Origin of the sequence: Streptomyces katrae, assembly GCF_002028425.1 — a bacterium.
In the GTDB taxonomy this organism is placed as follows: Bacteria; Actinomycetota; Actinomycetes; order Streptomycetales; family Streptomycetaceae; genus Streptomyces; species Streptomyces katrae_A.
Genome location: NZ_CP020042.1, coordinates 214689 through 240708 on the forward strand (window position 1 = coordinate 214689; position 26020 = coordinate 240708).

Annotated in this window: 21 protein-coding genes and 4 pseudogenes; 12 read left to right on the forward strand and 13 right to left on the reverse strand. The window is 71.4% G+C overall.

Going from position 1 to position 26020, the window contains the following annotated elements; genetic code table 11:
- Positions 1-62: 62 nt before the first annotated feature.
- Together B4U46_RS01180 and B4U46_RS01185 are read right to left on the reverse strand one after the other, a co-directional pair.
- Positions 63-860: a maleylpyruvate isomerase family mycothiol-dependent enzyme gene (locus B4U46_RS01180; RefSeq protein ID WP_079423240.1), complete on the reverse strand. Its 798-nt coding sequence runs from the start codon at positions 858-860 to the stop codon at positions 63-65.
- A 324-nt stretch (positions 861-1184) separates the two neighbouring features.
- Positions 1185-2060 (reverse strand): glycosyltransferase family 2 protein, encoded by an 876-nt coding sequence (locus tag B4U46_RS01185; RefSeq protein WP_079423242.1) that lies wholly within the window; start codon positions 2058-2060, stop codon positions 1185-1187.
- A gap of 115 nt (positions 2061-2175) precedes the next feature.
- On the opposite strand from B4U46_RS01185, the pseudogene B4U46_RS01190 reads away from it, so the two are divergent.
- The 4 genes and pseudogenes from B4U46_RS01190 to B4U46_RS01205 all read left to right on the forward strand — a co-directional run.
- Positions 2176-2413: pseudogene (locus B4U46_RS01190) on the forward strand (glycosyltransferase family 2 protein); the annotation flags it as partial.
- 337 nt (positions 2414-2750) lie between these two features.
- The gene (locus tag B4U46_RS01195; RefSeq protein ID WP_185117354.1) at positions 2751-3656 is read left to right on the forward strand and encodes a hypothetical protein; all 906 of its coding nucleotides are present in this window, start codon (positions 2751-2753) and stop codon (positions 3654-3656) included.
- Positions 3657-3717: 61 nt separating this feature from the next.
- A complete protein-coding gene (locus tag B4U46_RS37190; RefSeq protein WP_123995957.1) occupies positions 3718-3936 on the forward strand; it encodes a hypothetical protein in 219 nt (72 codons plus the stop codon).
- Positions 3937-4107: 171 nt separating this feature from the next.
- On the forward strand, positions 4108-4332 hold the full coding sequence (locus tag B4U46_RS01205) for a hypothetical protein (protein ID WP_079423246.1): 225 nt from the start codon (positions 4108-4110) through the stop codon (positions 4330-4332).
- A 98-nt stretch (positions 4333-4430) separates the two neighbouring features.
- Here B4U46_RS01205 and B4U46_RS01210 read toward each other — a convergent pair whose 3' ends face one another.
- Complete coding sequence (locus B4U46_RS01210) at positions 4431-4610, reverse strand: hypothetical protein (RefSeq protein WP_079423248.1); 180 nt, start codon at positions 4608-4610, stop codon at positions 4431-4433.
- Between the two features lie 174 nt (positions 4611-4784).
- Positions 4785-4934, reverse strand: a pseudogene (locus B4U46_RS01215) (antibiotic acetyltransferase); the annotation flags it as partial.
- 250 nt (positions 4935-5184) lie between these two features.
- Here B4U46_RS01215 and B4U46_RS01220 point away from each other — a divergent pair.
- Entirely contained in the window at positions 5185-6471 is a 1287-nt protein-coding gene (locus B4U46_RS01220) for a ricin-type beta-trefoil lectin domain protein (RefSeq protein WP_237292497.1), read from the forward strand.
- 668 nt (positions 6472-7139) lie between these two features.
- Entirely contained in the window at positions 7140-9026 is a 1887-nt protein-coding gene (locus tag B4U46_RS01230; protein WP_079423254.1) for a DNA/RNA non-specific endonuclease, read from the forward strand.
- 36 nt (positions 9027-9062) lie between these two features.
- On the opposite strand, the gene B4U46_RS01235 is transcribed toward B4U46_RS01230, so the two are convergent.
- The 7 genes from B4U46_RS01235 to B4U46_RS01265 form a co-directional block, all read right to left on the reverse strand.
- The gene (locus B4U46_RS01235; protein WP_079423256.1) at positions 9063-9812 is read right to left on the reverse strand and encodes a hypothetical protein; all 750 of its coding nucleotides are present in this window, start codon (positions 9810-9812) and stop codon (positions 9063-9065) included.
- 66 nt (positions 9813-9878) lie between these two features.
- Positions 9879-10139 (reverse strand): hypothetical protein, encoded by a 261-nt coding sequence (locus B4U46_RS01240; RefSeq protein ID WP_079423258.1) that lies wholly within the window; start codon positions 10137-10139, stop codon positions 9879-9881.
- Positions 10136-10435, reverse strand: a complete 300-nt coding sequence (locus tag B4U46_RS01245) for a DUF6247 family protein (protein WP_079431480.1) — start codon at positions 10433-10435, stop codon at positions 10136-10138. Before B4U46_RS01245 ends, B4U46_RS01240 begins: the two co-directional genes overlap by 4 nt.
- A gap of 90 nt (positions 10436-10525) precedes the next feature.
- Positions 10526-11221 (reverse strand): hypothetical protein, encoded by a 696-nt coding sequence (locus tag B4U46_RS01250; protein ID WP_167747560.1) that lies wholly within the window; start codon positions 11219-11221, stop codon positions 10526-10528.
- A 123-nt stretch (positions 11222-11344) separates the two neighbouring features.
- Positions 11345-14434 carry a patatin-like phospholipase family protein gene (locus B4U46_RS37195; protein WP_159402051.1) on the reverse strand — a complete coding sequence of 1030 codons (3090 nt, stop codon included), beginning with the start codon at positions 14432-14434 and terminating at the stop codon, positions 11345-11347.
- 161 nt (positions 14435-14595) lie between these two features.
- Positions 14596-15876, reverse strand: a complete 1281-nt coding sequence (locus tag B4U46_RS01260) for a hypothetical protein (protein WP_079423261.1) — start codon at positions 15874-15876, stop codon at positions 14596-14598.
- A 188-nt stretch (positions 15877-16064) separates the two neighbouring features.
- Positions 16065-16973: a LysR family transcriptional regulator gene (locus B4U46_RS01265; protein WP_159036858.1), complete on the reverse strand. Its 909-nt coding sequence runs from the start codon at positions 16971-16973 to the stop codon at positions 16065-16067.
- A 247-nt stretch (positions 16974-17220) separates the two neighbouring features.
- Here B4U46_RS01265 and B4U46_RS01270 point away from each other — a divergent pair, with 247 nt between their 5' ends.
- From B4U46_RS01270 to B4U46_RS01295, 6 genes and pseudogenes are all read left to right on the forward strand, one after another.
- A complete protein-coding gene (locus B4U46_RS01270; protein ID WP_079423265.1) occupies positions 17221-18012 on the forward strand; it encodes a gamma-glutamyl-gamma-aminobutyrate hydrolase family protein in 792 nt (263 codons plus the stop codon).
- 85 nt (positions 18013-18097) lie between these two features.
- Complete coding sequence (locus B4U46_RS01275) at positions 18098-18775, forward strand: FadR/GntR family transcriptional regulator (protein WP_079423267.1); 678 nt, start codon at positions 18098-18100, stop codon at positions 18773-18775.
- Entirely contained in the window at positions 18772-20211 is a 1440-nt protein-coding gene (locus B4U46_RS01280; RefSeq protein ID WP_079423269.1) for an amino acid permease, read from the forward strand. The genes B4U46_RS01275 and B4U46_RS01280 overlap by 4 nt, the downstream gene beginning before the upstream one ends.
- Before the next feature lie 90 nt (positions 20212-20301).
- Positions 20302-21318, forward strand: a complete 1017-nt coding sequence (locus B4U46_RS01285) for an asparaginase (protein ID WP_079431482.1) — start codon at positions 20302-20304, stop codon at positions 21316-21318.
- A 55-nt stretch (positions 21319-21373) separates the two neighbouring features.
- A complete protein-coding gene (aspA, locus tag B4U46_RS01290) occupies positions 21374-22783 on the forward strand; it encodes an aspartate ammonia-lyase (protein ID WP_079423271.1) in 1410 nt (469 codons plus the stop codon).
- A 54-nt stretch (positions 22784-22837) separates the two neighbouring features.
- Positions 22838-23716, forward strand: a pseudogene (locus tag B4U46_RS01295) (substrate-binding domain-containing protein); the annotation flags it as partial.
- Positions 23717-23737: 21 nt separating this feature from the next.
- Here the strand turns inward: B4U46_RS01295 and B4U46_RS01300 are convergent.
- Together B4U46_RS01300 and B4U46_RS01305 are read right to left on the reverse strand one after the other, a co-directional pair.
- A pseudogene (locus B4U46_RS01300) lies at positions 23738-24379 on the reverse strand (ergot alkaloid biosynthesis protein); the annotation flags it as partial.
- 102 nt (positions 24380-24481) lie between these two features.
- Positions 24482-25762 (reverse strand): serine hydrolase domain-containing protein, encoded by a 1281-nt coding sequence (locus B4U46_RS01305; protein WP_079423276.1) that lies wholly within the window; start codon positions 25760-25762, stop codon positions 24482-24484.
- Positions 25763-26020: the final 258 nt, after the last annotated feature.

The following is a 26020-nucleotide window of genomic DNA, read 5'->3' on the forward strand; positions in this document are numbered from 1 at the left end:
ACTCGTCTCTGATCGTGTGGGGGCCGTGAGTTAGAGCTCTGACCGGGTCCCCCGCTACGTTCCTATTCCTCCGGCTCCCAGGCGCGGAGCAGGTCGAGCAGCCCTGCGTCTCCGTCAACGCGCAAGGAGTGGGCCGGGATGCGGTCGTACAGGTAGAGGACCAACTCACCGGCCGTGCCATGGATGGAGACGCCGGCTGCGTCCGAGTCCTCGCCGGTCGCGGCGGTGGGCGCGGGGATGCGGGTGGAGCGGGCGCCGTCGCCGTCGGCCGTGAGGCGCCAGGAGGGGCCCTCAGCGGTGTGGAAGTCGAAGACGGCGGGCTTGTGCGGCCAGGCGCTGGGCGTCGCGACGCAGGTGAACAGGAACTCCTCCACGCCGTCGAGTGCCACCTCGACCGGCAGGGGCTGCGGGGTGCCCCCGGCGAGCTGGGCGTCGTACGTGTGCACCGCGGTCTCCTGGGCCCGGTGCCGGGCGACTCCGCCGGCGGTCCGCGGCGTCTGCAGGGCACTCCACCACGCCCAGCAACCGCTCTCCGGTCCCGCCTCGCGCAGGGCGCTCAGCAGAAGCTGCGTCGACGCGGCCAGCCAGCCCAGCAGGGCCTCACGCTCCCGCGGCACTTCCAGAGCGGCGCGCGCAGCGGTGGCCTCGGCCGGGGGAGCGTCGGCAGGCCCCGCGCCGACGATGGCGGCCCAGAATCGGTCTCCCCCGCCCAGGTGCTTCACCAGATCGAACAGCGTCCACTCGGGGCAGGTCGGCACCGGTGCGTCGAGACTGGGCGCGGCGGCGACCGCGGCGCGGAAGGCGGTCGACCGTTCATCGATCAGTCGCAGCAGGTCAGGGAACTCAAGATTCTTTTCCACGCCGGATGTCTATCACCGAACTCCGGTGATCGGACAGCGATTTCCGCAGTCGCCGTCCGATGGGCCATTGCGGACGCCCTCGCCTCCCACCGCTCGGGGGACAAGCCGCGCACTGCTGCGAGGACGCTGGTGGTGGCGGTACGCCGGGCGCCGTGCCCGTGGGTGCTCTGGCCTCGCCGCGCGGCCTGGCGCCTCGCCGGCGCAGTGCTCGTAGTACGCCCGTTCACCGCCCCGATTCTCTGACGCGAGGCACTGGGGCCGCATTCTGATCGGTCCTGTCGACGCTCTCCCGTTCTGATGGGGGCAAGGCAGTGCCATGACTGCTCAGAGAACCGGAGGCCGGCCCAGCCGCGTCATACGCCACACCGTCCGCCACCTCATCGGCTTGCGCGGGCCGCATGAAGTCCGTACTCCCTCCATGAACCCACCGCACCACGCCTTCAGGCCGGTCAGGGATCGGATGCGGGCGAGGGTGAGTAGGATCCACACACCGAGATAGACCGGGACCAAGGCAAGCGGGAGTCGGCGTCGGGCAAGCCAGACCCGGTTTCGGGCGGTGAACCGGTAGTACACCGCATGCCTGGCTGGTGAGGTCTTGGGGTACTGGAGGACGAGCTTGGGTTCGTAGAGGATCTTCCGCCCGGCATCGAGTGCTCGCCAGGCGAGGTCTGTCTCTTCATGTCCGAAAAAGAACTCCGCCGGCCACAGGCCGATCTCGTTGAGCATCGGAACCGAGAAGGCATGGCCACCGCCGAGGAAAGCAGTCACCAAGCCGCGGCGCATCGGATCGTCGGCACGCAGCCGGGGTACCCAGCGCCGCTCCGTGTGTCCGTGCTCGTCAGCGACACGGAACCCCACGATTCCCAGCTTGGGGTCCGAGGCGAACAGCTGCCCGACCGTGCGGAACACGTCGTCGGCAATGAGCAGCCCGTCGTCGTCCAGCTCGATGACGACGTCGACCTCACCCGACTCGCACAGGGCCTTCAGGCCGACATTGCGGCCTCCGGGACAGCCGAGGTTCTCCTCAAGCGGGATCTTGGTGACGTCAGCCGAGACATCGGTGAGAGGGGTCGCGTTGCCCACCAGCACCACTCGCGCCGCAGGAACATCCTGCTTCTCCACAGAAGCGAGCAAGGCGTCCAGTTCCCGCGGGCGAGTGCCCATGGTCACGATGACGACCCCGATGCGCGGCAACGTCATAGCGGCAAACTCCAGTCGTCGGCGAGTGCCGATGCTAGCGTCGCTCAGCGTGGCCCACCACGTGCTGCTCCAGGCCACACACCAGGTCAGCCGTTCCGAGGCCAGAAAATTCGGGGAGACCGACCTGGCCTGGCGGGCCATCGGCCACGGCTGGGACATCCTGTACGAGCCGCGGCTGGTCCTCCAGCACCCGCGGACGTCCCCGGCCCGGCACGCGGTCCACCACCGGATGACGGCCCGCAACCGGGTCTGGCCGGCGCCTGCGGCGCCCGATGCGCCGGCGGACGGTCTGGCGACTGACCCGGCCGGGCCGATCCCCGTCGTCCAGTCGCGCTGCGCGGTGCGGCGGGTGAGCCTATGGACCTGGCGGTCTCCTCCGGCTCCCACTGCGTATCCACGGGCCTGCATATAGCGGAAGAAGCGAGACCGCTCCCTGTCCGCGACTGCCGCCTCCTGGGCAATGTGAGTGAACGACGGCGGTATCCCGGCGACTTGTCCGCCGAACGCCAGGACCTCAGCCAAAGCTCAGGGCAACGCTTTTCGTAAACCGCCATTCGGCTGATATCTCCCCGGCTTCGGACGTGTGCCCGCAGGATCGGGCCGCCGCTCGGTGAAGCTCGATGGGTCCGGCGGCCATGGAGCCGGAGTGGTTCCAAGCCGCTGCCCCCAAACGGAAGGTCAGCCGCAACCATGCTCATCAAACAGCTCGCGCTCGTACCCGAGACCAAGACCAACCAGATCAGTCCTTCACAGCTCAACCGCGTCGCCGCCGCGCTCCAGAAACAGGCGAGTCGCGACTTCGCACCGCTGTGGCAAGTGAATGCGACAGTGGACGCCTTCGACAGACTGGAGGACGTTCCCGTCGGGTACTGGCCGCTGATCGTGGTCGACGACGTGCCCGGCGCGGCAGGGTTCCACACGGACGAGAACGGACAGCCGTACTCCCTGATCGAGTTCAGCGACAGCTGGTCGCTGACCGCGAGCCACGAGATGCTGGAAATGCTGGCCGACACCTTCGGGAACCGTGTCGTGTCCGGCAAGTCTCCCCACCCCGACCAGGGACAGGTCGAGTTCCTCGTGGAGGTCGCCGACCCCTCGGAGGCCGAGGAGTTCGGCTACACCGTCAACGGCCAGCTCGTCTCCGACTTCTTCACCCCCCGCTTCTACGATCCGGTCACCGTCGCAGGGGTGCGCTACAGCTTCGGCGGTCACATCAAGGCGCCCCGGACGATCCTGCGCGGCGGGTACATCAGCTGGCGGGACCCGGTCAAGGACGAGTGGTGGCAGCAGACGTGGTTCGAGGGCAAGGAGCCGACGTTCCGCAAACTCGGCAAACTGTCGGGCGGCGGCAGCATCCGCGAGGCCATCGACGCACAGACCAAGACCGTCAGCCGCCTGGCCGCCAGCGGTCCCTCCTCGAAGCCCTACCTGGCCGCGCGGACCCTCACAGCCCGCGTCGACGAGTCCACCAGCGCCCGGGCCGACGAATGGCGCGCCCAGATCGAGCGGCTGAAGGGGGCGAACCCGGCGGCCAATGCCTTCAAAGCCACGGCGAAGGAGAAGGGGAAGGGCAAGGGGAAGGGCAAAGGGAAGTAAGGCGAGGTTTGGAGGACAATCGTCACCGTACCGCCTCAGCCCGCCTGACAGGGAGACTGTCGTGAGTGAGGACGCCCAGCAGCGCAAGGAGCGCGCGAATCGCCTGCGTGAGAAGATCCAGCGGCCCGAGGCCAAGCCCGAGCCGCCGGAGCGGGAGAGCCTGAAGGAGGGCGTCGAGCGTCGTATGCGGGAGCTCGACGAAGCCGAACGCGAAGATCGCCGGAACCGCCAGGGTGACGACGATCGCCCCGCTTCCCGGAGCGAAGACGGCAAGCCCTGATACCACCGGGACGCGCCCGGTCGGAGTAGTGCCCGACCGGGCGCGCGGGCGCGCCCTTGAGGCCGGGCTCAGTCGGCAGGCGCCGGCCGAGGACGTCGAAGCGTGCACTCGCTCTCCGGTGGGCACGGCCCTCGGGGTGCCGGACTGACCGGCCCGTCGCAGGCTGGATGCATGGCCGACCAAACGGAGATCGTCGTTCACCCCGTATCGCCGAAGGGCGGCCGGAAGGTCACCGCACACGTCCTCGGCGTCGACGCCGACCTCGGCCGCGCGTTCAACCTCGGGGACGTGTCCGAATTCCTGCGGCGGGCCGGCTTCGAGGACGTGGACCTGTCAGAGGAAGGGCCGATCCGGTGGCAGGGCGGGGGGCCCGGGGTGTGGAGCGCCGGCGCCTGAGCCCCGGCGCGCCACGTCGCTCGTCGGGAGGGTCGGGAGAGTCGGGAGAGTCCCGCTCCATGCCAGGGGGCCCAGGATCAGCCTCGCAGGCGGCCTGCCTAGATCTGGATCTCGGCGTCGCTCATTCGTTCGAGGTTCCAGCGGGCCATGATCTCGGCAACAGCGGGGTACCGCTCAAGGAGCTCTTCGTTACTCAGTTCCACCTCAGCTCGCGCCGGCACCGTGCAGACGGCGGTGCGGCTCGGCACGGTCATCTCTCTCGTGCGGAACTTGCTCACGGGACCTCCAGCGCTCGCGTAGCTGAGGCGATCACGATCCGCCCGACCTGATGCCCGCGTCAACCCTTCCGGAGGAATTCATTCCGAGGAGCGCATAACGTTCCCCGGGCGCTGCGCGCCCGCGTGCGGTCGGGGCCGACCCTCAGCCGTTGCCGCCCGGTAGACAGCGGGGGCGCGGGTGCCCAGGAGGCGGGCCGGAGTGCCGCCGACGATGCCGTAGGCCGGGGCGTCCTCGACGACCACGGAGCCGGCCGCGGCGATCGCGCCGCGGCCGATGCGGACTCCGGGCATGACTGTCGCGCCGTGACCGAACCAGACGTCGTGACTTCGGTCGGCATGGCTGCGGCGGGGCCGCCGGGGAGTCGGTGGACGGCGGTGTCGATCGCTGCCGGCCAGGGGCTGGACTTCGTGCGTGGCGGGTGACGGAGGCGGTAGTTCCATCCTCTCCTATGATCTGATCAACTCCCGGTGCCCCACGCGATGGTGGGTACGCCCGGGAGCTTCCACAAGGAGAGGCAACGGGGATTTGGCATTCATAGGCAAGTACCGGAAAACACTGATAGCCGCCTGTGCCGTGGCGGCGGTCGCGGGCGGCGGGCTCCTCACCCCCACCGCGTTCGGTACCGAGGACACCGACAGCGGGGCGGAAGCCGCCGAGACGGTCACGATCCCGCCGGTCGAGGACGCGTTGGACGCCCACGCGGCGGACTCCGCCACCTCCACGAGCGACAACACGGCCTTCAAGGACGGCGTGTTGACGCTCGGCGACACGGCGGCGGCCGTACCGCGCTCGGGCGTCGCCGCGGCCGGCACCACCAACCCGCCGTCGGGCGAGGGGTGGAAGCTGAGCGGCGCCACCAAGTGGCTGACGACCGGCTACACGATCAAGTTCTACGACCAGAAGTCCGCGGACTGGCTGGCCCCTTACGCGAAGGCCACCGCCGCCGACCTCCAGCGGATCACCACGCTGCCGGTCACCGTCGACACCCAACCCGTGGGCTGGGAACACGTCCGGCTCAAGGGCGAGGTGATCGTCGGCGTGCTGCACCGCCCGTGCGTGCCGCCCGCCGGCGAGGGCAGCATGGGCAGCACCGGCTGGAAGGTGGTCCGCGACGGCTCCGGGACCGCCAACCTCAGCTGCGGCTTCACCAATTCCTCCGTGCCGGAGACGGTGACCAGCGGACACGCCTACATCGACGACTCGTTCTTCACGGCGCAGGGCAAGCCCACGGCCGCGATGGGCGAGACGTACATGAGGAACCACATCAGCCACGAGATCGGTCACACGCTCGGCCTCACCCACGCCAACCGCAGCCTGACCAAGGGCGACTGCGTCAAGGGCACCGACTCCGGGGAGTTCCCGGTCATGTGCTCGCCGACGTACGCGTACCAGGACAAGCGGGCGGGTACGTACGTCCAGCAGTTCGACGTGCAGGGGCTGCGGCTGCTCGCCGCCGGGGCCGGGGCCGCGCTGCCCCCGCAGGGCAAGGTGACGGGCCTGGGCGGCAAGTGCCTGGACGTCAAGGGCGGCAAGGCGGCCAACGGCACGCAGATCCAGCTGTACACCTGCAACGGCTCGGTCGCCCAGTCGTGGATCCTCGGGAAGGACGGCACGTTCCGCGCGCTGGGCAAGTGCCTGGACGACTCGCGCGACCTGACCGCCAACGGCAACAAGATCCAGCTCTACGACTGCAACGGCACGTCCGCGCAGCGGTGGACGGTCAACGCCAAGGGTCAGATCGTGCACGTTGCCTCCGGCAAGGTACTGGACGTGACCGGCGGCAAGACCGACAACGGCACGGCGGTGCAGCTTTACGCGGCGGGCGGCGACAAGCGCCAGGTCTGGGTCGCGCCGAAGTAGGCGGCGTCCGGGCCGGACGTTCGCGCGGGCGCCTTCGGTCGCGTCCGCGCGGGCGCCTCGCAGCACCGCCCACGGCCCGGGGGGTCCCCGTGACGGACGGCTACGGGCCGGGAACGGATCGGTGCCGCTCGGGAGCGCCGGTGATCGTCATGAAGTAGGTCGCCGGTGTCTCCCTTGGCACGGCCCTCAAGCGCGGCGGGCCCCTGTGGCGCGGACCGCCGGCATGCGCGTGGCCGGTGGTCGCCGTGACCGAAGCACTGGCGAACGCCTCGCCCAGGGTCCCTGGGACCGGGCCCTGAACTGGTTCAGGTCCTCGTATCCGCTGCTCGGGGGCTCCCCGGGCGGCCGGTCCCGCGGGCTGCGGGATCACCGCCCGGATGGCCCGTCGTCGCAGGCGAGGGCGGCTCATCTTCCGGGCCGAGCCGGCCCGGCCGGTGTGAAGGCAGAGCACCGGCCGGACGGCCCTCGCCCGCCGGGGCGGCAGGGTGAAAGCCCATGACGGCACCACCGCCGGGGCGCACCCCACCGCTCGGCGCGCTCGCCCCGCGGCCCCGCCGTAGGCTGGACGTACACGCGTACGGCGAGCGCCCGCGCCTGCTCGCGGCGCGTCAGTTCGCTTCCGATTCAACCAACTCGGGGACCCGACTCCTTTACGGAAGGAGACCCCGATGACCGCCAAGAAGCGTACGTCCGCCGCCTCCGGGGCCGCCGCCAGGGCGGACGGGCAGGAACAGCTCATCGCCTCGGCCAAGCAGTACATCCGTACCCACGGGTCCGGATACCTCAAGGACCCCAACATCTCCTCGATCGGCATCGGCTACCGGGAGACGAAGGGGCGGCGGACCAAGGAACTCACCCTCCAGTTCACCGTCGACACCAAGGTGACCCCGGAGGGCCTGGCCCCGCTGAACACCACGCCCATCCCCCCTGTCATCGACCTCGGCGGCGGCCGGACCCTGCGCACCGACGTGATCGAACGCAGCTACCAGCCGCACTTCCTCGTCGTCCCCGAGGCACAGACCCCGGAGCGGCAAAAGCGCGTCGACCCGGTCCGCCCCGGAGTGAGCGTCGGCAGCGTCCGCCTGCACGCCGGCACCCTGGGCTGCATCGTCTTCGACAAGAACGACGGCGCCACCTGTCTGCTCAGCAACTGGCACGTGCTGAACGGCCGCGAGGGCACGGCCGGTGACGAGGTCGTCCAGCCGGGCACGGACGACGACAGCCGGTTCGCCGCCAACCGCGTCGGCGTGCTGCGGCGCGCCCACCTCGGCACCGCGGGCGACTGCGCCGTCTCGACCATCACCGAACGCGGCGTCGACACCGACATCCTCGGCCTCGGCGTCACACCGAAACAGCTCGGCGAGCCCCATATCGACGACAAGGTCGTCAAGTCCGGCCGCACCACCGGCGTCACGCACGGCATCGTCACCCGCCCCTTCGCCAAGGTCCGCGTCCCCTACGGCCCGCCGGTCGGGACCAAGGAGATCGAGTGCTTCGAGATCGGCCCGGACCCCCGCCACGTGGCACCCGGCGGGGAGATCAGCACGCACGGCGACTCCGGCTCGGCCTGGATGTTCAAGACGCGGTCCGGCAGGCCCTCGGACGTACTGGCCGGCCTGCACTTCGGCGGCGAGGACGAGTCCGACCCCGTGGACCGGGCGCTGGCCTGCTTCCCGCGCGCGGTCTTCGAACAGCTGAAGGTCACCCTGGATCCCCCGGCCGCGGCCTCCCTGGAGTCCTTGACCGCCGGGTACGACCCGGGGTTCCTCTCCGTGCCGGTGCCCACCCCGTCGCTCAACCCCTCGATCAAGGGCACCGCCGTACGGATCGGCGGCTCCGAGGTGATCCCGTACACCCACTTCTCGCTGGCGCTGAGCAAGCCGCGGCGCTTCGCGATCTGGGTGGCGTGGAACATCGACGGCGGCGCCCTCAAGGCCCTCAACCGCAAGGGGATCGACTTCGTCAAGGACCCGCGCGTGCCGGCGGAGGACCAGGTCGACAACGCGCTGTACAAGGGCGCCGCCAACCGGCTCGACCGCGGCCACATCGCCCGCCGCGCCGACCTCTGCTGGGGCCCGCTGCCGGAGGCCCAGAAGGCCAACCACGACTCGTTCTTCTACACCAACATCACTCCGCAGATGGACGACTTCAACCAGAGCAAGCGCAACGGCCTCTGGGGGAGGCTGGAGGACGCGGTGTTCGCCGACGTCGACGTCGAGGACCTCAAGGTGAGCGTCTTCGGCGGGCCGGTCTTCCAGGACGACGACCGGGAGTTCCGCGGAGTGCGGATCCCCCGCGCGTTCTGGAAGATCATCGTCTTCTCCGAACAGGGCACGTTCAAGGCCAAGGCGTTCCTGCTGGCGCAGAACCTGGTCCTGCCCGAATCCCTCGAACTGGACGAGTTCCGCGTGTTCCAGGTCAAGGTCGCCGAGATACAGGAGCAGGCCCACATCCGCTTCCCCACCGTGATGAACGAGGCGGACACCTTCGTGGTGCCCGAGTCGCTGCAGGAGCGGACGCCACTGGAGAGCCTGGCGGATATCGACTGGAGCTAGCCGTGCTGTGATCGCCGATCCACCGCTCCACCTCGGTCACAGGTCGGGCAGGAGGAGCCAGACTTCGGAGAAGGCAAGGCCGTGCTGGTGGGTCACCGCCCCGCACTGGCAGCCCAACGAGATCAGGCGCCAGTCGCAGGTCACCGTCCACGGGCCGGCCTTGCCCTCGCATGCCGGGCAACCGATGGTCTCGGCCGTCCACACGTCGGGAGAGGGTCTGCCGTAACGCCGGAAGCGGCCCGTGTACGGGACGTGCCAGGGCTCGACCGGGGGCGTGAGCGGGACGGTCCCGGGTGGGCTCGCCGAGGCCAGCGCGGCGAAGAGTGCGATCAGGTCGGGGAGCAGGGCCTCGCCCGCTTCTGTCGGGGGCACGGCCGGGCCGTCCGCTGTGCCCAACGGGGTCCCGTATTTGGGGGCCGCCGCTGCGGGCGGCGGGTTCGGGGTGGTGTGCCACGGGAGGAAGGCCCGGGCGACGGCGGCCAGGAGGGCGGCTGCGGGCGGGCTGACTGCGCCTGCGTCGAGGTGGTGGAGGGTGGTCCGCAGGATGCGTTGGAGGCGCCGGTCCCGGTCCGTGGCCAGTGTCCGTGTGGTCGCTGCCTGCCGGGTCGGGAGCGGTGCCGTGAGGCGGGCCAGGACGCGTGCCGCTGCTTCGGAGTCCGCCGCGGCAGGGCGCCACTCCCCGGCGGCCAGGAGCTGCCGTGCCCGCCCGGCCTCACGGGTCAGGGCGCGCGTCTGCAACGGCTGCCGGCCGGAGCCTGCCGTGTGAGTCTGGTGCCCGCTCGTCATGGCCCCCCCTGTCCCCTTCCCCCGTTCGCTGCTGCGACGTATCCCGCCCCCTACGAGCGACCGAGGCTAACCGATCCAGATGACGTCCAGGACCGACAGGTGCCGGGTGAGGCGGTTGACCACGTAGACGACGGACAGCTGCCCTACCGATGCGGCGCGGACGTCCTCGCCTTCGGGGTCGCCGGTGTTCCACTGCGGCCAGCCCCACGGGGATCGCGCCGCGATGTCCAGGACGTCGCGGACCATCTCCTTGGCGGGCCCGGGCAGCTCGGTGATCACCTTCGCGGCCTGCGGTGACAGGCGTACCGCCCAGGGCCGGCCGGTCACCGGCGTACGCCCAGGACGTCGTCGAGGGCCAGGAAGCCGGTCTCGTCGCGGCCGGAGTCGAAGTAGGCGTCGACGGCCGGGGCCGCGGCGAGACGCAGCTGCCAGGTACGTACGACGTCGTGGAGCGGGGTGAGGCTGTAGGTGTGGCGGGAGTCCTCCAGGGCCTTGGCCCAGTCCCGCTCGAACGCCGGCACCCAGGTCTCGGCACGGCGCTCCTCGCGCAGGCGGGCGAGGAGTTGGGCGGCCGCAGCAGGGGCGGGTGGCGGTACGGGGATCCCCTCGGGCTGCGCGCTCACGCTCTCCTCCTCCATGACGTCCTACCGCCACGGTATCCCCCACCCGCAGGTGCCGGCACGGAAGTTCGCGTGGCTGAATGCTGGTGGTGATCAAGCCTCGCGGTGTAGGCGCGGGAGGTAGGGGCTGAAGTGGTCGGCGACGGTCTGCGCGGTCGCGGCGGCGTCGCGGGAACCGTCGACTTCGATCACGCGGATGCCGAGCTGGTGGGCGGTGCGGACGGCGTCCTGTGCGACGAGGTGATCCCGAGCGAGGCGGTTGGCCTGGGCGCGGAGCGGATCGCTGACGCGGTGCCCGAGCGAGGCGGCTCGGGGTAGTTCGCGGAGCTGGTGACGGCGGAACTCCGGCGTGGGCACCATGACGACCATCCGGCGCGGGGAGTCGATGAGGGGTGCGACCAGTTCAGGACGCAGTCCCCAGCCCTCGGCGATGATCGGGTGGCCCGAGACGAGTGCGCGCAGGTCGTCCAGGGCCCACTCGAACCGGGCCGGGAAGCCGGCCAGGGTTTCGGTGGCCATCTCTTGCGGGGTGGAGTGGACCCACACCTTGTCGAGGTCTGGTTCGGTGGCGGGCTCGCCGAGGCTGAGGCGACGGGCGATCCGGCGGTCGTTGTGACCGCGGGCGTCGTGGTAGTCGTAGTGATAGGCGGTGACGCCGTACTGGACAGCCAGGAGCCGGGCCACGGTCGACTTTCCGGCCCATTGGCCGCCGCCGATCCACAGGGCGCGGTGCAACGTGTCGAAGGGATCCCGGATTCCGCTGTCCGCGAGGGAGTCGTGGCCGGTCATCTGCTGTCCTCCTGCGTTGAGGTGCGGCGGCTGACTTCGGCAGCATAGGTCGCGCCTCCTGCCGGGAGCACCCGTCCCCCGGACCGTCGGACACGGCCCCCTCGGAGGGGAGATGGCGGGCGGCTACGCCTCCGGGGTGTCGGGGCGGAGGTCTCTGGCCTTGGTGCCGAGGTGGTAGCCGAGCGCGCGGTAGGCGTCGAACTGGGCGTGGTCGAACCACTGGTCGAAGGTGGCCTGGCGGGGGAAGGCCGGCTCGCGCAGGGCGTAGCTCAGCAGGTCCTCCGGCATGTCGGGGGTCAGGGTGGCCTTCACGAAGATGATCGTCCCCTTCGTGGCCTTGGGTGTGCCCGGCGAGAACTCGACCTCCTCCGGGTACTCGATCGTGCCGCGCACCACGCAGGTGGCGGAGAAGCGGGCGTTCAGGGCGGCCATCGGCGCCTCGGGCGCGAGGGGTTTCCCGCTGCCGGGTACCAGGTCCAGCAGGTTGCGGCCCGGCTCCCTGTTGAACGTGATCTTCACCCCGAGGTCCTCGTAGGCGAGGGTCACGGCCTGGGCGAGGGTAGTGGCCAGGGGCGGGGTGTCCCCGGAGGCGTCGATGACGTAGACGGTCCGGCAGCGGAGCCTCAGCATCTCGACCAGGCCGAGGTTGTCGAAGTGGCCGCCGTCGGTGCACAGCAGCAGGGGCGTGGTGTCCGAGAACCAGCCCACCAGTTCCTGGAGCTGGTACCGCAGCCGCCGTACCCGGGGCAGCCGCGGCATGATCCGGTCGGGTCCGTACTTCGCCAGTTCCGCGATGTAGAGGGGGTTCGGAACCCAGGTGCCCAACCGTACGTTGGACAGGGCGAGCAACCGCTCCATGAACATCGTCTGGGAGCCCATCGCCGAGGCGAAGGCCGCTCCTGACACGGCGACGGCGGACTGCACGGTCAGGTCGCGCCCGATCAGCTCCGGGGCCGTCGCCTGGAGGGTTTCGGTGCGGACCCAGCCGGTGTCGGGGCCACCGCAGTAGTCGGACGCGAAGGTGAAGGGCACGGCCGGGCGCCCGGGCGCGGTCCGGTTGCGCAGCGAGACGGCCGCCGAAGCGGCGAAGATGACCTGGGGGAAGCCGTCCACCCGCTGTGCGTAGGGGTGCAGCGGGGTCGGCTCGTGGTTGTAGTCGTACGGCAGGGCGCCCACCGAGCCGCCCTTCAGCACCGCGCGGCGGACGGCGAAGGCACCTGCCAGCCGTTGGCGGTAGAAGGGGTGAAGGCTGAAGGTGGTCTGGTCGATCACGAGCGACAGCACGATCAGGGCGATCGGGATCCCGGCCTTCCACCAGATGTTCCACGTGCCCGCGTAGACGGCCGTCCAGGTCATCAGGGCGAGGTAGAAGAAGGCGACCAGGAACAGCACCAGCCAGCACACCGCGGCTTTCACCCAGCCGCCGCCGACCTGGACCACGAGGGAGGGCCCGCCGCCCTTGCGGAGCGGGCCGGTCAGTTCGCCGCCGGGCGTCAGCTGCCTCACCGTCTTGTGCACGACGGTGAACCAGGTGCCGACGGCGGTCGCGGCCCCGGTGAGCGCGGCGAGCACGGACAGCCCCCTGCCGTCGCTGTACACCACCCCCTGCTCGTGTGCGAGCCAGGCGAAGAACCAGATCACCGCAGGGAGGACGATGGAGAGCAAGGCGACCACCAGGGCCATCCACACGATCGCCTTCACGACGCTGCGCAGCCAGGCGGGGCGGGACGCCTTGGTCCAGGATCCGCCGAAGGCGAAGGCCACCGACACCAGGCCGGCCAGGCCGAACAGGACGAGGACGGGCTGCCAGGCGTTCGGGTACAGGTGGAAGGGCGGCAGGAAGGTCTCCGGCGGACCGGGACACACCGGGAGCGCCGGGTTCTGGCAGGTCGGTACGAACACCTTCGGCCGTGGGACGAAGCGGTGGAGGTCGGTCAGCGGCAGCCGCGAGTAGAACGCGTTCAGGCACTGGCCCACGACGGTGAAGAGCAGGGCCAGCATGCCGAAGGAGACGGCCATCCCCCGCAGCACCGCCCCGGCGGCGTGCACCCTCTCCTTGGGGGCGTCCGCCAGGTACTTCGCGTGGCGGCGGACGTGGTCCTCCTCCGGGCTGCCCGGCGCGAAGGCGTCCGCGGGCCGTGCGAGGCCGGGCCGGGGTACCGAAGGGTTCCCCTCGGCATCGACGAACCGGGCGTCGGTCAGGGCAAGTTGGAAGGCGCCGGCCGTGTACCCGCCGCCGGACACCGACACCAGGTAGTCGGCCTCGAGCAGTTCGGCGCGCAGCGCCTGCAGGGCGCCGAGGGCCACCGACGCCGACCGGATGCCGCCGCCGGAGACGCAGAAGCCGAGCTCCCCGGGTTTGCGGGAGGGCGGCTGGTAACGGCGGTTGCGCCAGTGGGCCGACGCGCTGTCCGGCGGGTCTGCGGCGAGGTGTGGCCTGGCCGGGTCGGGTGCGGTCCACTCGGACAGGGGTTCCCAGTCGTGGGGCGCGGCGGGCGGGAGGATCACGTCCGGCAGGCCGGTCCGGTCCGCGGCGGGCTGATCGGCGTACTCCACGACGGGACGGGGGCGGTCTTCGGTCGTTCCCCTCACCAGGGAGGGGGCCAGCACGCGGCGGGAGCAGAGGGTGACGACGGTCAGGAGGGCGGCTGCCACCAGCGGGATGACCAGCGCCCATTTCAGCTGGGCGAAGTGGCTCGCCCACTGCAGGTTCCGCTCCAGATCATGCTCGGGGCCTCCGCTGAGGAGGGCGGCCCGGGGCGGTACGGGACCGTTCGGGTCGGCCTTGATCCGGTTGAGGGCCTGCCAGAGGAAGACGTTCTCCACGCAGTCCGCCGCCACCGCCACGGGGGTGAGGAAGAGGGCTCGAAGGGCCCACAGCCGCGTGGCCTTGCGGTAGAGCAGCAGGTGCCCGAGCCCGAACGCCCCCGCGAGGGCGGCCGCATAGCCGGGGATGAACCAGCGCCAGTCCAGCACGAGCCCGTCCTGGAAGAGGCCGGCACCGCCTCCGGCCTTCACGATGGCGCGGGCCCGTGCGGGGGTCGCCGCGAACTGCAGCAGCAGCTCGCCGTCCCCCGAGGGCCTGGCCCCGAACGGCGGAGCCGCCCCGTACCAGAGGACCATCGAGAGACCGGCGGCGAGCCCGAACAGGCACAGCCCCACCGCCCAGCCTGGCACTTCTCGCAGTTTCAACTGCGCCTGAGCATTCGGCATGCACGCAGAGTAACGGCGTGATTGCTTCTGGTGTCGTTACGGGCGGTGGTCGTGGGGGAACAGGACCCGCTCGGCCCCGTGCAGGCCTGAGGCGCGCCGCGGGCGCGGGCGCAGGACACCGCTGTCTCCTTCCCGCGGCGGCCGTCTCCGGCCTTGCCGGGTCACGGGGCGGGAGGGGGGCCTTCCGTGGGCCGGCCGCCCTGGTCGTCGGTCAGGCGGGCCCTCCAGTCGCCGACGTCTGCGTCGGGGATGGAGGCCAGGCGGGCGATCTCCGCGTCCCCGCGGCCGTCGGACCAGGCCAGGATGCGCGTCACGGTGCGGTTACGTGCGGCGCGGAAGTCCTTGAGCATGTTCTCGAGGCGTTCGACCTCCTCGCCCTCGTGGACGAGTTGCCGGTCGACGGCGGAGCGTTCCTCGTCGCGCAGCCGCCGCAGATGGGCGGCCAGGCCCGTCAAGGCCAGCCCGTGTTCGTGCGCGGCGTTCTGGAACCTTTCGGCCAGGGCCGCCAGCGCGCAGTCGGGGACGTCGGCGAGGGTGGCTCCGAGGGGCTTGGCCGCCTCCCACGTGTCCCGCCCGGCCTCTGTCGTCTCCAGCCAGGCGCGGGCGTCCGTCGGGGTACGGTCGCCGCAGGCCCGTGCCCGGTAGGCGTACAGGGCGGCACGGTGGCCGTAGAAGGTGAAACCGTCCTCCATCTGCCGGCCTGCGGCGCGGCACACCCGGCCGGGTACGCCGCCGTAGCCGTCCTGGGGACTGTAGTCGGCGTAGGCGTCGAGTTCGGCGTCCGTGGCCAGGCCCCAGGAAGGGTCGCACAGCTCGGGGTTGGCGGCCAGGAAGGCGCCGACCTCGATGCGCCAGGCCGGGACCGGGGTCATGCGGGGCCTGGGCCAGAGGAGTTTCCCGGAGGGGTCGAAGGCGGGGGTCGCGGCCTGCTCGATGTCGTCCCACGCGGTGGCCGCCTCGGCCGACCACTCCAGCTCGCCTTCGGGGCCTGTCCGGTGGACCGAGTCCACGAGCCGCTGCACGGCTGGCAGTACGCGCAGGGCGAGCGCGTGCAGTTCGTCGGCGGTGAAGAAGTGCCAGGTGCAGCCGCGTTGTTCGTCGTGGGTCAGGTGGCCGAGCAGCTGCACCATGATTCCCGGTCCGGGGATGGCGCCGTCGCCGAGTGCCCTGCGCGGGAGGCCGGGGAGCCGGCTGCCGAGGGATTCCCGCGGGGCCCGCCAGTCGGTGTCGCCGAACCAGACGGCGCCGTCGCGCGCGTCCACTGCCAGCCACTGGCGGTAGCCCGCTCCCGGGCCGTAACGCTGGTCCTGGTGCTCGGCGTTCTCGTCGTGCCATACATACTCGGCCGGGGGCGGGTCCAGCTCTGCGGCCATGAAGCCGTCCTCGGGGCGGTAGCCGGTGAGGATGCGGGCCGTTCCCGGCGCGCCGGCGGCTGCGGTCATGAGGGGTTTCCTCTCGGTGGAACGTCAACCGCGGCAAACGTAGTGCGCCCGCCACACAATAGTTTAACTTTCAGCCACCGTGTCCGGTAGTCGGACACGGTGGGACGTCCGGCGTGTCGGTGAGGTCTACGCGCGTGCAGGCGGCGTCAAGTTGGCCGTTTTTCACGCGGCCTCCACGATCCGTTCACTTACGAGAGTGCGGCCAGCGCTTGCGCGGCGAGCATCTGTTCCAGGTCCAGGACGGCGCGCGGGGCATGCCGGGTGTCGATGCGGACGGCGTAGATGAAGCGCGTCAGCTGCGGCTCGGCCAGGGGGCGGGCCACGACCTGGCTGTGGGCGAGGGGCAGGGCGAGTCGCGGCATGACGGCCACGCACAGGCCGGCGGCGACGAACCCGAGCACGGTGTTGAAGTCGTCCCCCTCGTATTGCAGGCGGGCCTGGAAGCCGGGTGCGTTGGCCATCTGAGAGAGCAGTTCCAGGCGCAGCGCGGCCTCCGGAGCCGCGATCCACGTCTCCGCCGCGAGGCTGGCCAGGTCGATGACCTCCCGGTCGGCGAGGCGGTGGTGCACCGGGACAACGGCCACCACCGGATCCCGTGCGACCAGCGTCCGGCGCAGCATCCTGGGCGGCGGGACGGGGATGAAGTCGTAGTCGTAGCTGAGGGCCAGGTCCATGTCCCCGCGCTTGAGACGGTTGTAGCCGGCCTCGGGCTCCAGCTGGCTGAGGCTGACCTGCACGTGGGGGTAGGCCGCGTGGAGCCGGGCCAGCGCCTGCGGAACGATGCTGGTGGCGGCCGAGGCGAAGGCACCGAGGCGGATGCGGCCGGCCGTACCGGCGCGTATGGCGCCGAGTTCGACCGACGCGGCCGCCAGCGCACTGCGGACGCCCTGCTCCGCGTCGAGGAGGACTTCGCCGGCCGGTGTGGCGCGCACGGGGCGGCGCTCGAGCACCCTCAGGCCCGCACGGCGTTCGAGTTCGGCGATCTGCTGGGAGACGGCGGGCGCGCTGTAGCCGAGTTCGCGTGCGGCGGCGCTGAAGGAGCCGTGCCGTACGACGGCTTCGAGGGTGGCGAGCAGGCGGGGGTCGAGTCCGTGCACGGAGTTAAGGCTCACTTATCTGTCGCGAAGATGTGTTTTCTTGTGATGGAAGACGAACGCCAGCAGGATTCTTGCTCGCGGCGAGAAAAACGCAAGCCTGCGCTCCCGGGCCGCGAACGCCCCTCCCCCGCCGTCACGGCGCCCTCACCCGTACCGCCTCCGCCGCCCGCTGCAGCCTGCCGTGGCCGGGCGGACTGTGCGGCTCCGGCCGTCGACGATCATCCCTCATGCCCCGAAAGGAAGTGGTATGTCACACCCACCACTCATCGGCCTCACCACCTACCTCACCACCGCACAGTGGGGCGAGTGGGACCTGCCCGCCGCAGTGCTGCCCTCGGCCTACGCGGACTGCGTCCGGGCGGCGGGCGGCCGCGCGGTGCTGCTTCCGCCGGACGCGCCGGAGGCCGCGGCCGACGTCGTCGAGCGCCTGGACGCGATCGTCCTGACGGGGGGCGAGGATCTGGATCCCGCCCTGTACGGCGCCGTGCCCCATCCGCGTACCGGGCCGCCGGTTCGCGAGCGCGACGAGTGGGAGCGGGCCGTGCTGGCCGCCGGCCTCACCCGGGACATCCCCGTGCTCGGAGTGTGCCGGGGGATGCAGCTGATGAACGTGCACGCGGGCGGCACCCTCGTCCAGCACCTGCCCGACAGCGTGGGCCACCACGGCCACAACCCCCACCGGGGCCACTTCTGCCCCCACGCCGTGACCACCGTCCCCGGGACCAGGATCGGCTCCCTCCTGCCGGGGACCCGCCAGGTCGCCACGCACCATCATCAGGCGGTGGACCGGCTCGGCACGGGCTTGGTCGTCGCCGCCCGCGCGGCGGACGGCACCGTCGAGGCGGTCGAGAGCAGCCGGCACCGCTTCGCCGTGGGCGTCCAGTGGCACCCGGAGACGGGCGGCGACGCGCCGGTCGTGCGGGCCCTGGTGGCTGCTGCGGGCTCCTCCGCAGGCACCGGACCGGCGCACACGGCAGGACGGAAGAGCCGTGGAGCAGGAAGCCCTGCGGTCCCGGCCCCCCCGATCCAGGTCTCTTGACACCTTGCGGCGCACCCAGCAAGATCACAGCGTGAACCTGTCAGACAGCCAGACAGCTGGCCCCCTCCCGCGGCGCGTCAGCGCGATGGAAGCGGTCTTCGGCCACCTGCGCAGCGCCATCGAGCGCGGTGACTACGCCGTGGGCGACAAGCTCCCCTCCGAAGCCGAGTTGTGCCGGACCCTCGAGGTCAGCCGCCCCGTGCTGCGGGAAGCCCTCCGGGCCCTGCAGGCCATGGGCCTGACCGTCTCCAAGAGCGGCAAGGGGACGTTCGTCCTGGCGAACACGGTCGAGGACCCCACCTTCGGCGACTACGCCGCCAGCGACCTGCTGGAAGTGCGCCGGCATGTCGAGATCCCGGTCGCCGGGTACGCCGCGCTGCGCCGCACCCCGGAGGACCTCGACCATCTGGGCCATCTGCTCGACCGGATGGAGCAGGAGACCGACACCACCGCGTGGGTCGCCATGGACACCGTCTTCCACCTGGCGGTGGCCGAGGCGTCCCGCAACCCCGTCTTCCGCCGCGTCATCGAGGAGATCCGCGACGCACTGGCGCGTCAGTCGACCTTCCTCAACGAACTGGGCGGCCGGCGCGAGCAGTCCAACTGCGAGCACCGGGCCATCCTCGAGGCGCTGGTCGACGGATCCGAGCACGACGCGGTGGAGGCCATGTCCCACCACCTCCTGCGGGTCGAGACGACCCTCACCGACATCGTGCGCCCCCAGCGCACGGCCACCCCTACGGAAGGCAGACCCGAGGCGTGAGCGAGCAGTTCCTCAAAGACGAGAAGCGCCCCACGACCCGTCACGTCGATGCCGGGGACACCGGCTACAGCAAGTCCTTGAAACCCCGGCACGTCAACATGATCGCCATCGGCGGGGCCATCGGCACCGGCCTCTTCCTCGGTGCGGGCGGACGCCTCGCCAACGCCGGTCCCTCACTGTTCGTCGCCTACGCCGTCTGCGGGATCTTCGCGTTCCTCGTCGTGCGAGCGCTCGGCGAGCTCGTCCTGTACCGGCCGTCCTCCGGCGCCTTCGTCTCGTACGCCCGGGAGTTCCTCGGGGAGAAGGGCGCGTACACCGCGGGGTGGATGTACTTCCTCAACTGGGCGACCACCGGCATCGCAGACATCACCGCGGTCGCCACCTACACCCATTACTGGCGCCTGTTCTCCGACGTCCCGCAGTGGGTGATCGCGCTCATAGCCCTGGCCGTGGTCCTCACCGTGAACCTCATCTCGGTGCGGATCTTCGGCGAACTGGAGTTCTGGTTCGCCATCGTCAAGGTCGGCGCCCTGGTCCTCTTCATGGCGATCGGGATCTTCCTGCTGGCCACCCGGCACCCCGTCGACGGCACCGTCCCGGGCCCGGCCCTGATCACCGGCAACGGCGGGATCTTCCCCAACGGCCTGCTGCCCATGCTGCTGGTCGTCCAGGGCGTCGTCTTCGCCTACGCCTCCGTCGAACTGGTCGGCGTCACGGCCGGTGAGACCGAGAACCCCGAGAAGATCATGCCGAAGGCGATCAACTCGATCATGTGGCGCGTGGGCCTCTTCTACGTCGGCTCGGTCGTCTTGCTGTCGATGCTGATGCCGTGGAACAAGTACAGCGCCGGCCAGAGCCCCTTCGTGACCGTGCTCTCCCACATCGGCGTCCCGGCGGCCAGCGACGTGATGAACCTCGTCGTCCTCACCGCGGCCATGTCCTCGCTCAACTCCGGCCTCTACTCCACCGGCCGCATCCTGCGCTCGATGGCCGTCAGCGGCTCCGCCCCGCGCTTCACCGCGCGGCTGAGCCGTAGCCAGGTTCCCTACGGCGGCATCCTGCTCACCAGCGGCATGTGCGTCCTCGGCGTCGGGCTCAACTTCGTGGTCCCGGCGGACGCGTTCGAGATCGTGCTCAACCTCGCCGCGATCGGCATCCTCGCCACCTGGGGCATGATCATGGTCTGCCACCTCCTCTTCTGGCGGAAGACCCGTAACGGTGAACTGACCCGCCCCGCGTACCGCCTGCCCGGCTCCCCGTGGACCGAAGTCGTGACGCTGGCCTTCCTCGCCTCCGTCCTGGTCCTCATGTACGCCGACGGAGGGGCCGCGCGCACCACTGTGCTGTGCGTTCCGCTGATCGGCGCGGGGCTGGTCGCCGGCTGGTTCGCGGTGCGCGGCCGCGTGGTGCGCGCCGCGGCCACGAGCGAGGGCTGAGACGGACGCCGGCGGCCGGCCCGTCCCTCCTGGCCGGGCCGGCCGCCGGCCGCACCGGTCCACAGCAGCCCACCACCGAACGAGGCAATGATGCGCAGCACCCTCCTCGCCGACGCGCCCCCGATCCGCGAGCCCCGGCACGCACCCGTCGCCCACGTCACCCGGGGCGGCGTGGTCGAGGGAGTCCACTACGGCTCCGTCGTCGTCCTCGGCCGCGACGGCGACGTCCGATTGGGCATCGGGGACATCGACACCGCCTGCTACCCACGCTCGGCCCTCAAACCGGTCCAGGCCGTCGCCATGGTCCGGGCCGGTCTGCCGCTCGACGGAGCCCTGCTCTCCCTCGCGATGGGCAGCCACTCCGGCGAGGAGCACCACCTCGCCGGTACCCGGCTGATCCTCGAACTGGCCGGCCTCACCGAGGACGACCTGCGCAACGTCCCCGACCTGCCGTACGCCCCGGCGGTCCGGGACACCTGGGTGCGCCAGGGCCGCGGGCCTTCCCGGCTCGCCCAGAACTGCTCCGGCAAGCACGCGGCCATGCTGTACCTGTGCTGGCTGTCCGGCTGGCCCCTGGAGACCTACCTCGACCCGGCCCATCCGCTCCAGCGGGCGATCGCCGAAGCCGTCGGGGAACTCACCGGACAGCACATCGCGAACGTCACCGTCGACGGCTGCGGATCCCCGCTGTTCGCGGTGTCCTTGCACGGCCTGGCCCGCGCCGCCGCCCGCATCGCCACGGCCGCGCCGGGCACCGCCGAGCGCCGCGTGGCGGACGCGCTGCGCGCCCACCCGGCGATGGCCTCCGGCACGGGGCGGGACACGGCCGAACTGATGCGCGCGGTGCCCGGACTGCTTGCCAAGGACGGCTTCGAGGGCGTCCAGGTCGCCGCACTGCCCGACGGCCGGGCCGTCGCCGTGAAGATCGCCGACGGGGCGGACCGGGCGCGCGTCCCCGTGACCGCCGCCGCCCTCGCCCGCGCCGGAGTCGACCCGCGGCTGCTCGTCGGGTTCCGGGGCGAGCCCACGACCGGCGGCGGCCGGCCGGTCGGCGGCATCCGGCCGGTGGCGGCGCTCGCCCCGCCCGGCGCCCGCGCCACCACCTGACCCCAATCCCCGTTCACCATCCCTGCCCCCACCTCAGGAAGAGGGCCGCACACCCATGACCGCCTCCACCCGCAGCGAACACGACCTGCTCGGAGACCGCGAGGTCCCCGCCGACGCCTACTGGGGCGTCCACACCCTGCGCGCCACCGAGAACTTCCCCATCACGGGCACGCCCATCTCCGCCTACCCGCACCTGATCGTCGCCCTCGCCGCCGTCAAGGAGGCCGCAGCCCTCGCCAACGAGGAACTGCGCCTGCTGGAGCCCGCCAAGGCGGCCGCCATCGTCGCCGCCTGTCAGGAGATCCGCGGCGGCAAGCTCCACGACCAGTTCGTCGTCGACGTCATCCAGGGCGGCGCCGGCACCTCCACCAACATGAACGCCAACGAGGTCATCGCCAACCGGGCGCTGGAGCTGCTGGGACACGCCAGGGGCGACTACCGGCACCTGCACCCCAACGAGGACGTCAACCTCGGCCAGTCCACCAACGACGTCTACCCGACCGCCGTGCGGATCGCGACCGTCTCGGCGGTGCGCGGCCTGCTCGAGGCCATGGCCGTCCTGCAGGACGCCTTCGCCCGCAAGGCCGCCGAGTTCCACGACGTGCTGAAGATGGGCCGCACCCAGCTGCAGGACGCCGTGCCGATGACGCTCGGGCAGGAGTTCTCCGCCTTCGCCGTGATGCTCGACGAGGACCGCAGCCGGCTCGCGGAGGCCGTCGGGCTGATCCACGAGATCAACCTCGGCGCCACCGCCATCGGCACGGGCCTCAACGCCCCGGCCGGATACGCCGAGTCGGCCCGCCGCCATCTCGCCGACATCACCGGTCTGCCCCTGGTCACCGCGCCCGACCTGGTCGAAGCCACCCAGGACTGCGGTGCGTTCGTCCAGATGTCCGGCGTACTCAAGCGCATCGCCGTCAAGCTCTCCAAGACCTGCAACGACCTGCGCCTGCTGTCCTCCGGGCCGCGCGCCGGACTCGGCGAGATCAACCTGCCGCCGGTACAGGCGGGTTCGAGCATCATGCCCGGCAAGGTCAACCCGGTGGTCCCCGAGGTCGTCAACCAGGTGGCCTTCGAGGTGATCGGCAACGACGTCACCATCACCATGGCCGCCGAGGCCGGACAGCTCCAGCTCAACGCCTTCGAGCCGATCATCCTGCACTCGCTGTCGAAGTCCGTCACCCACCTGCGCGCCGCCTGCCTCACCCTCGCCGAGCGCTGCGTGGCCGGCATCACCGCCAACACCGAGACCCTGCGCGCCACGGTCGAGAACTCCATCGGCCTGGTGACCGCCCTGAACCCGCACATCGGTTACACCGCCGCCACCGGCATCGCCAAGGAAGCCCTCGCCACCGGCCGGGGCGTGGCCGAGCTCGTCCTGGAGAAGGGGCTGCTCCCGCCCGAAAGGCTCGCCGCCCTGCTGCGGCCCGAAGTGATCGCGGGAACCGGCGCGGCCGGGGCCTGACCGGCCGTCCGCGGGAGAGGGGTCGGCGCACGCTGGAAGACCGCACGGCCCGGGGCCCGGGCCGACTACGCGCCCACCGGGACCGGCGCCGGGATCCAGCAGTTCGCGGACGGCTCGGCCGACTTCGCCGTGGTCGACCGGCTCCTGACGCCGGCCCAGACCGAGTCCGCAGCCGCCCGCTGTCCCCGCGGGAAGCCGGTCCAGCTGCCGCTCGGCGTGCTGCCCGTGGCCGTCGTCGTCAACCTGCCGGGGGTGGACTCGCTCACCCTGGACGCGCCCACCCTCGCCCGGATCTTCCGGGGCCAGATCACCCGCTGGAACCACGCCGAGATCGCCGCGGCCAATCCGGGACGGCCCCTGCCCGACACGGCGATCCAGGTGGTGACCCCGACCGACGAGTCCACTACGACCCTGACCTTCACCCAGTACCTCTCGACCGCCGTGCCCACCGGCTGGGGCAGCATCCCCCAGTCCTCCCTGGCCGCCGTCGGCAACGGTCCGGGCGTGTCCGGCAGCGCCGTGGCCCGGACGGTCAAGCAGACCGCCGGGGGCGTCTCGTTCACCCGCCCCGGCGGCGAGGCCACGGGCCTGACCACCGTCAAGATCGCGACCGGCGCGCCCGAAGCGGTCGCCGTCGGCCCGGACTCGGCCGCCAAGGCCGTGGAGAGCGGCCGGGTCACCGGCACCGGGGCGGACCTCACCGTGGAGCTGGACTACGCGACCAGGGCCGCGGGCGCCTACCCGATCGTGCAGCTCGCCTACGCCGTGGTGTGCGACCGGGGCAACAACGGCGAGGCCCTGGCGCGGTACCGTCCCTTCCTCGTCTCCGCCGTGTCCGAACGGGAGCAGCGCGCCGCCGCCGAGAACGGCTACGGCACGCTGCCGCCCGCGCTCGCGCAGAAGGTCCGCGAGAACCTCGCCGTCCTCGGCTGAGCGGCCGTGAGTCCGGAAGGCTCAGCAGCCTCCCGATTCCCTTGCGACGACCTCGCGGAAGGCTCGGGCGGGGCGGCCGGTGAGGCGCTCGACGGTGTCGGTCACGCGGTCCTCGGCCCCCTCGGAGACGGCCCGGTCCATGTCGGCCAGCATCGTGGCGAACGCGGACGGCATCAGGCGGGCGAGCCGGTCGCGCACCTCCTCGTACGGCCGGGGCCGGTGGATGACGGACCGGCCGGTGACTTCCGCGATGACGGCGGCGACGTCGTCGTGGCTCAGCGCCTGGGGTCCCGTGAGGACGAGGTCCGTGTCCGGGGACCGGGCGTCGGTGAGGGCGCGGACCGCGACGGCGGCGATGTCGTCGGCGTCGACGAAGCCGATCCGGCCGCTGCCCGCGGCGGTCTCGAAGGCGCCGTCGGTGCGGATGCCGTGGGCGTGCAGGTGGTCGCCGGTGAAGTTCTGCATGAACCAGGACGGCCGCAGGACCGCCCACTCGTCGAAAATGCCCGGCAGGGCCGCGTGCACCCGGCCCGTCGCCGGACCGCCCTCCGGGATGGAGGAGGCGCTCAGGAGCACCGCGCGCCGTACGCCCCGGGCGCGGGCCCGGCGCAGGAACGGGAGGACCACGGCCGCGGGGTCGGGATCGCCGACGGGCGGGATCACGCCTCGCCGGCCAGGACGGCGTCCCGCGCGAGGACCTCCGCGCCCGCCTGGCGCGCTACGCGGCCCGGATCGTCGCCGGCTGACCGGTCCGGCACGGGCCGGTCAGGGTGTCGGCGGGGGTGTCATGTCCTTCTGGGCCGCCGCCGGGAGGTTGTAGACGTGGTCGGGGGTGAGGACGCGGGTGAGCGCCTGGCCGAAGACCGTGCTCGGTTCCTCTTGATGCGGTCCGTACGGGATGTCGGTGTTGAGGAGGACGACCATGGTCGCCTGCTGTCCGGGCAGGTACATGGTGAGGGACTGGTAGCCCGGCAGCGAACCGTTGTGGCCGATCCAGCCCTGCACGTCGAAGATGCCCAGGCCGTAGCCCGCACCGGGGATGCTGGTGGGCGGGGTGTCGAGACGCTGCTTCTGCATCTCGGGGCTGACCATCCGGGTGCCGTCGGGGAAGACGCCGGTGGCCAGGGTCTTGGCCCAGATCCGCAGGTCGGGCAGGTCGGAGATCATCGCGCCGGCGGCCCAGCCCCAGGACGGGTTCCAGTCGGTGGCGTCCTCCGTCTTCCCCGTCGCCGTCTGCTGGGTGTAGCCGTGGGCGTGCGGGGTGGGGAACGAGGCGTCGTCGGGGAAGCTGGTGCGGCTCATCCCCGCGGGACGCAGGATGTGGTCGCGGATGTAGGCGGAGAGCGGCTGCCCGGATTCCTTCTCGACCACCAGCCCGAGCAGGATCAGGTTGGTGTTGGAGTAGTTGAACTGCGCGTTCGGCGCGAAGATCACCGGCTTGGGCGCCTTGAAGGCGTAGTCCAGCAGTTCCTGGGGGGTGTACCTGCGCGTCGGGTCGGTGGTGAGGGCCTTGTAGAAGGATTGCGTCGCGGTGTAGCTGAGCAGTCCGCTGCGCATGCCCGCGAGTTCCCGGAGGGTCACCTTGTCGCCGTTGGGGACGCCGTCGACGTACTTCCCGATGGGGTCGTCCAGGCCGACCTTTCCCTGCTGGGCGAGCTGGAGCAGCGCGGTCACCGTGAACGTCTTGGTCTCGCTGCCGATGCGCGAGTAGAAGTCGGCCGCCATCGGCTGTCGCGTGGCCTTGTCGGCGACGCCGAAGGCCCGTGTGTACTCGCCCTTGCCGGGTGCGGATATCCCGACGATGACGCCCGGGACACCGGTCTTCTTCAGCACGTCCTGGACGGCCCTGTCCAGCTTGGCGACCGTCGCGTCGTCGAGGGCGGGGAAGCCGCCCGAGGGCGAGGGCTCCGCCGAGAGGGTCGCCTGGGGGGCTGGCTGCGGGGCATGGGCGAGGGCACTGGCCGCCGGGAGGGCGAGGAGGCCCGCCGCGGCGAGCCCCACGCAGGCCTTCCGGCACAGGCGCTGTCGCTTGTCTGCACGGCTCACGGCGACCTCCCTGCCCGACCCGGACCTCGCGTCCTTCCCAGGTTAGGCGGGGCGTTATCCACCCGCACGGCGGAACGGCCGTCGCCAAGGCCGCTCCACCGGGAACCGGTGCAGGCGCTGGTACGCCACCTGCACCCGGGGTTGGGAGCCACCGGGTGTGATGGTCAGCGGCATGCCACCGTTGGAGTAATGGCGGCTCAGGGCTGTTTGGCCGCTCACTCTGGGCTCGTTGATCACGGTCGTGTCAGGAGACCGGTG

What these genes read in the sequence shown, in the direction of transcription:
- B4U46_RS01270 (WP_079423265.1), top strand. Translation starts at nt 17,221, where the DNA reads ATGTCACACCCACCACTCATCGGCCTCACCACCTACCTCACCACCGCA.
- aspA (WP_079423271.1), top strand. Translation starts at nt 21,374, where the DNA reads ATGACCGCCTCCACCCGCAGCGAACACGACCTGCTCGGAGACCGCGAG.
- B4U46_RS37195 (WP_159402051.1), bottom strand. Translation starts at nt 14,434, where the DNA reads ATGCCGAATGCTCAGGCGCAGTTGAAACTGCGAGAAGTGCCAGGCTGG.
- B4U46_RS01185 (WP_079423242.1), bottom strand. Translation starts at nt 2,060, where the DNA reads ATGACGTTGCCGCGCATCGGGGTCGTCATCGTGACCATGGGCACTCGC.
- B4U46_RS01250 (WP_167747560.1), bottom strand. Translation starts at nt 11,221, where the DNA reads ATGACCGGCCACGACTCCCTCGCGGACAGCGGAATCCGGGATCCCTTC.
- B4U46_RS01230 (WP_079423254.1), top strand. Translation starts at nt 7,140, where the DNA reads ATGACCGCCAAGAAGCGTACGTCCGCCGCCTCCGGGGCCGCCGCCAGG.
- B4U46_RS01285 (WP_079431482.1), top strand. Translation starts at nt 20,302, where the DNA reads ATGCGCAGCACCCTCCTCGCCGACGCGCCCCCGATCCGCGAGCCCCGG.
- B4U46_RS01275 (WP_079423267.1), top strand. Translation starts at nt 18,098, where the DNA reads ATGGAAGCGGTCTTCGGCCACCTGCGCAGCGCCATCGAGCGCGGTGAC.
- B4U46_RS01205 (WP_079423246.1), top strand. Translation starts at nt 4,108, where the DNA reads ATGGCCGACCAAACGGAGATCGTCGTTCACCCCGTATCGCCGAAGGGC.
- B4U46_RS01260 (WP_079423261.1), bottom strand. Translation starts at nt 15,876, where the DNA reads ATGACCGCAGCCGCCGGCGCGCCGGGAACGGCCCGCATCCTCACCGGC.
- B4U46_RS01235 (WP_079423256.1), bottom strand. Translation starts at nt 9,812, where the DNA reads ATGACGAGCGGGCACCAGACTCACACGGCAGGCTCCGGCCGGCAGCCG.
- B4U46_RS01195 (WP_185117354.1), top strand. Translation starts at nt 2,751, where the DNA reads ATGCTCATCAAACAGCTCGCGCTCGTACCCGAGACCAAGACCAACCAG.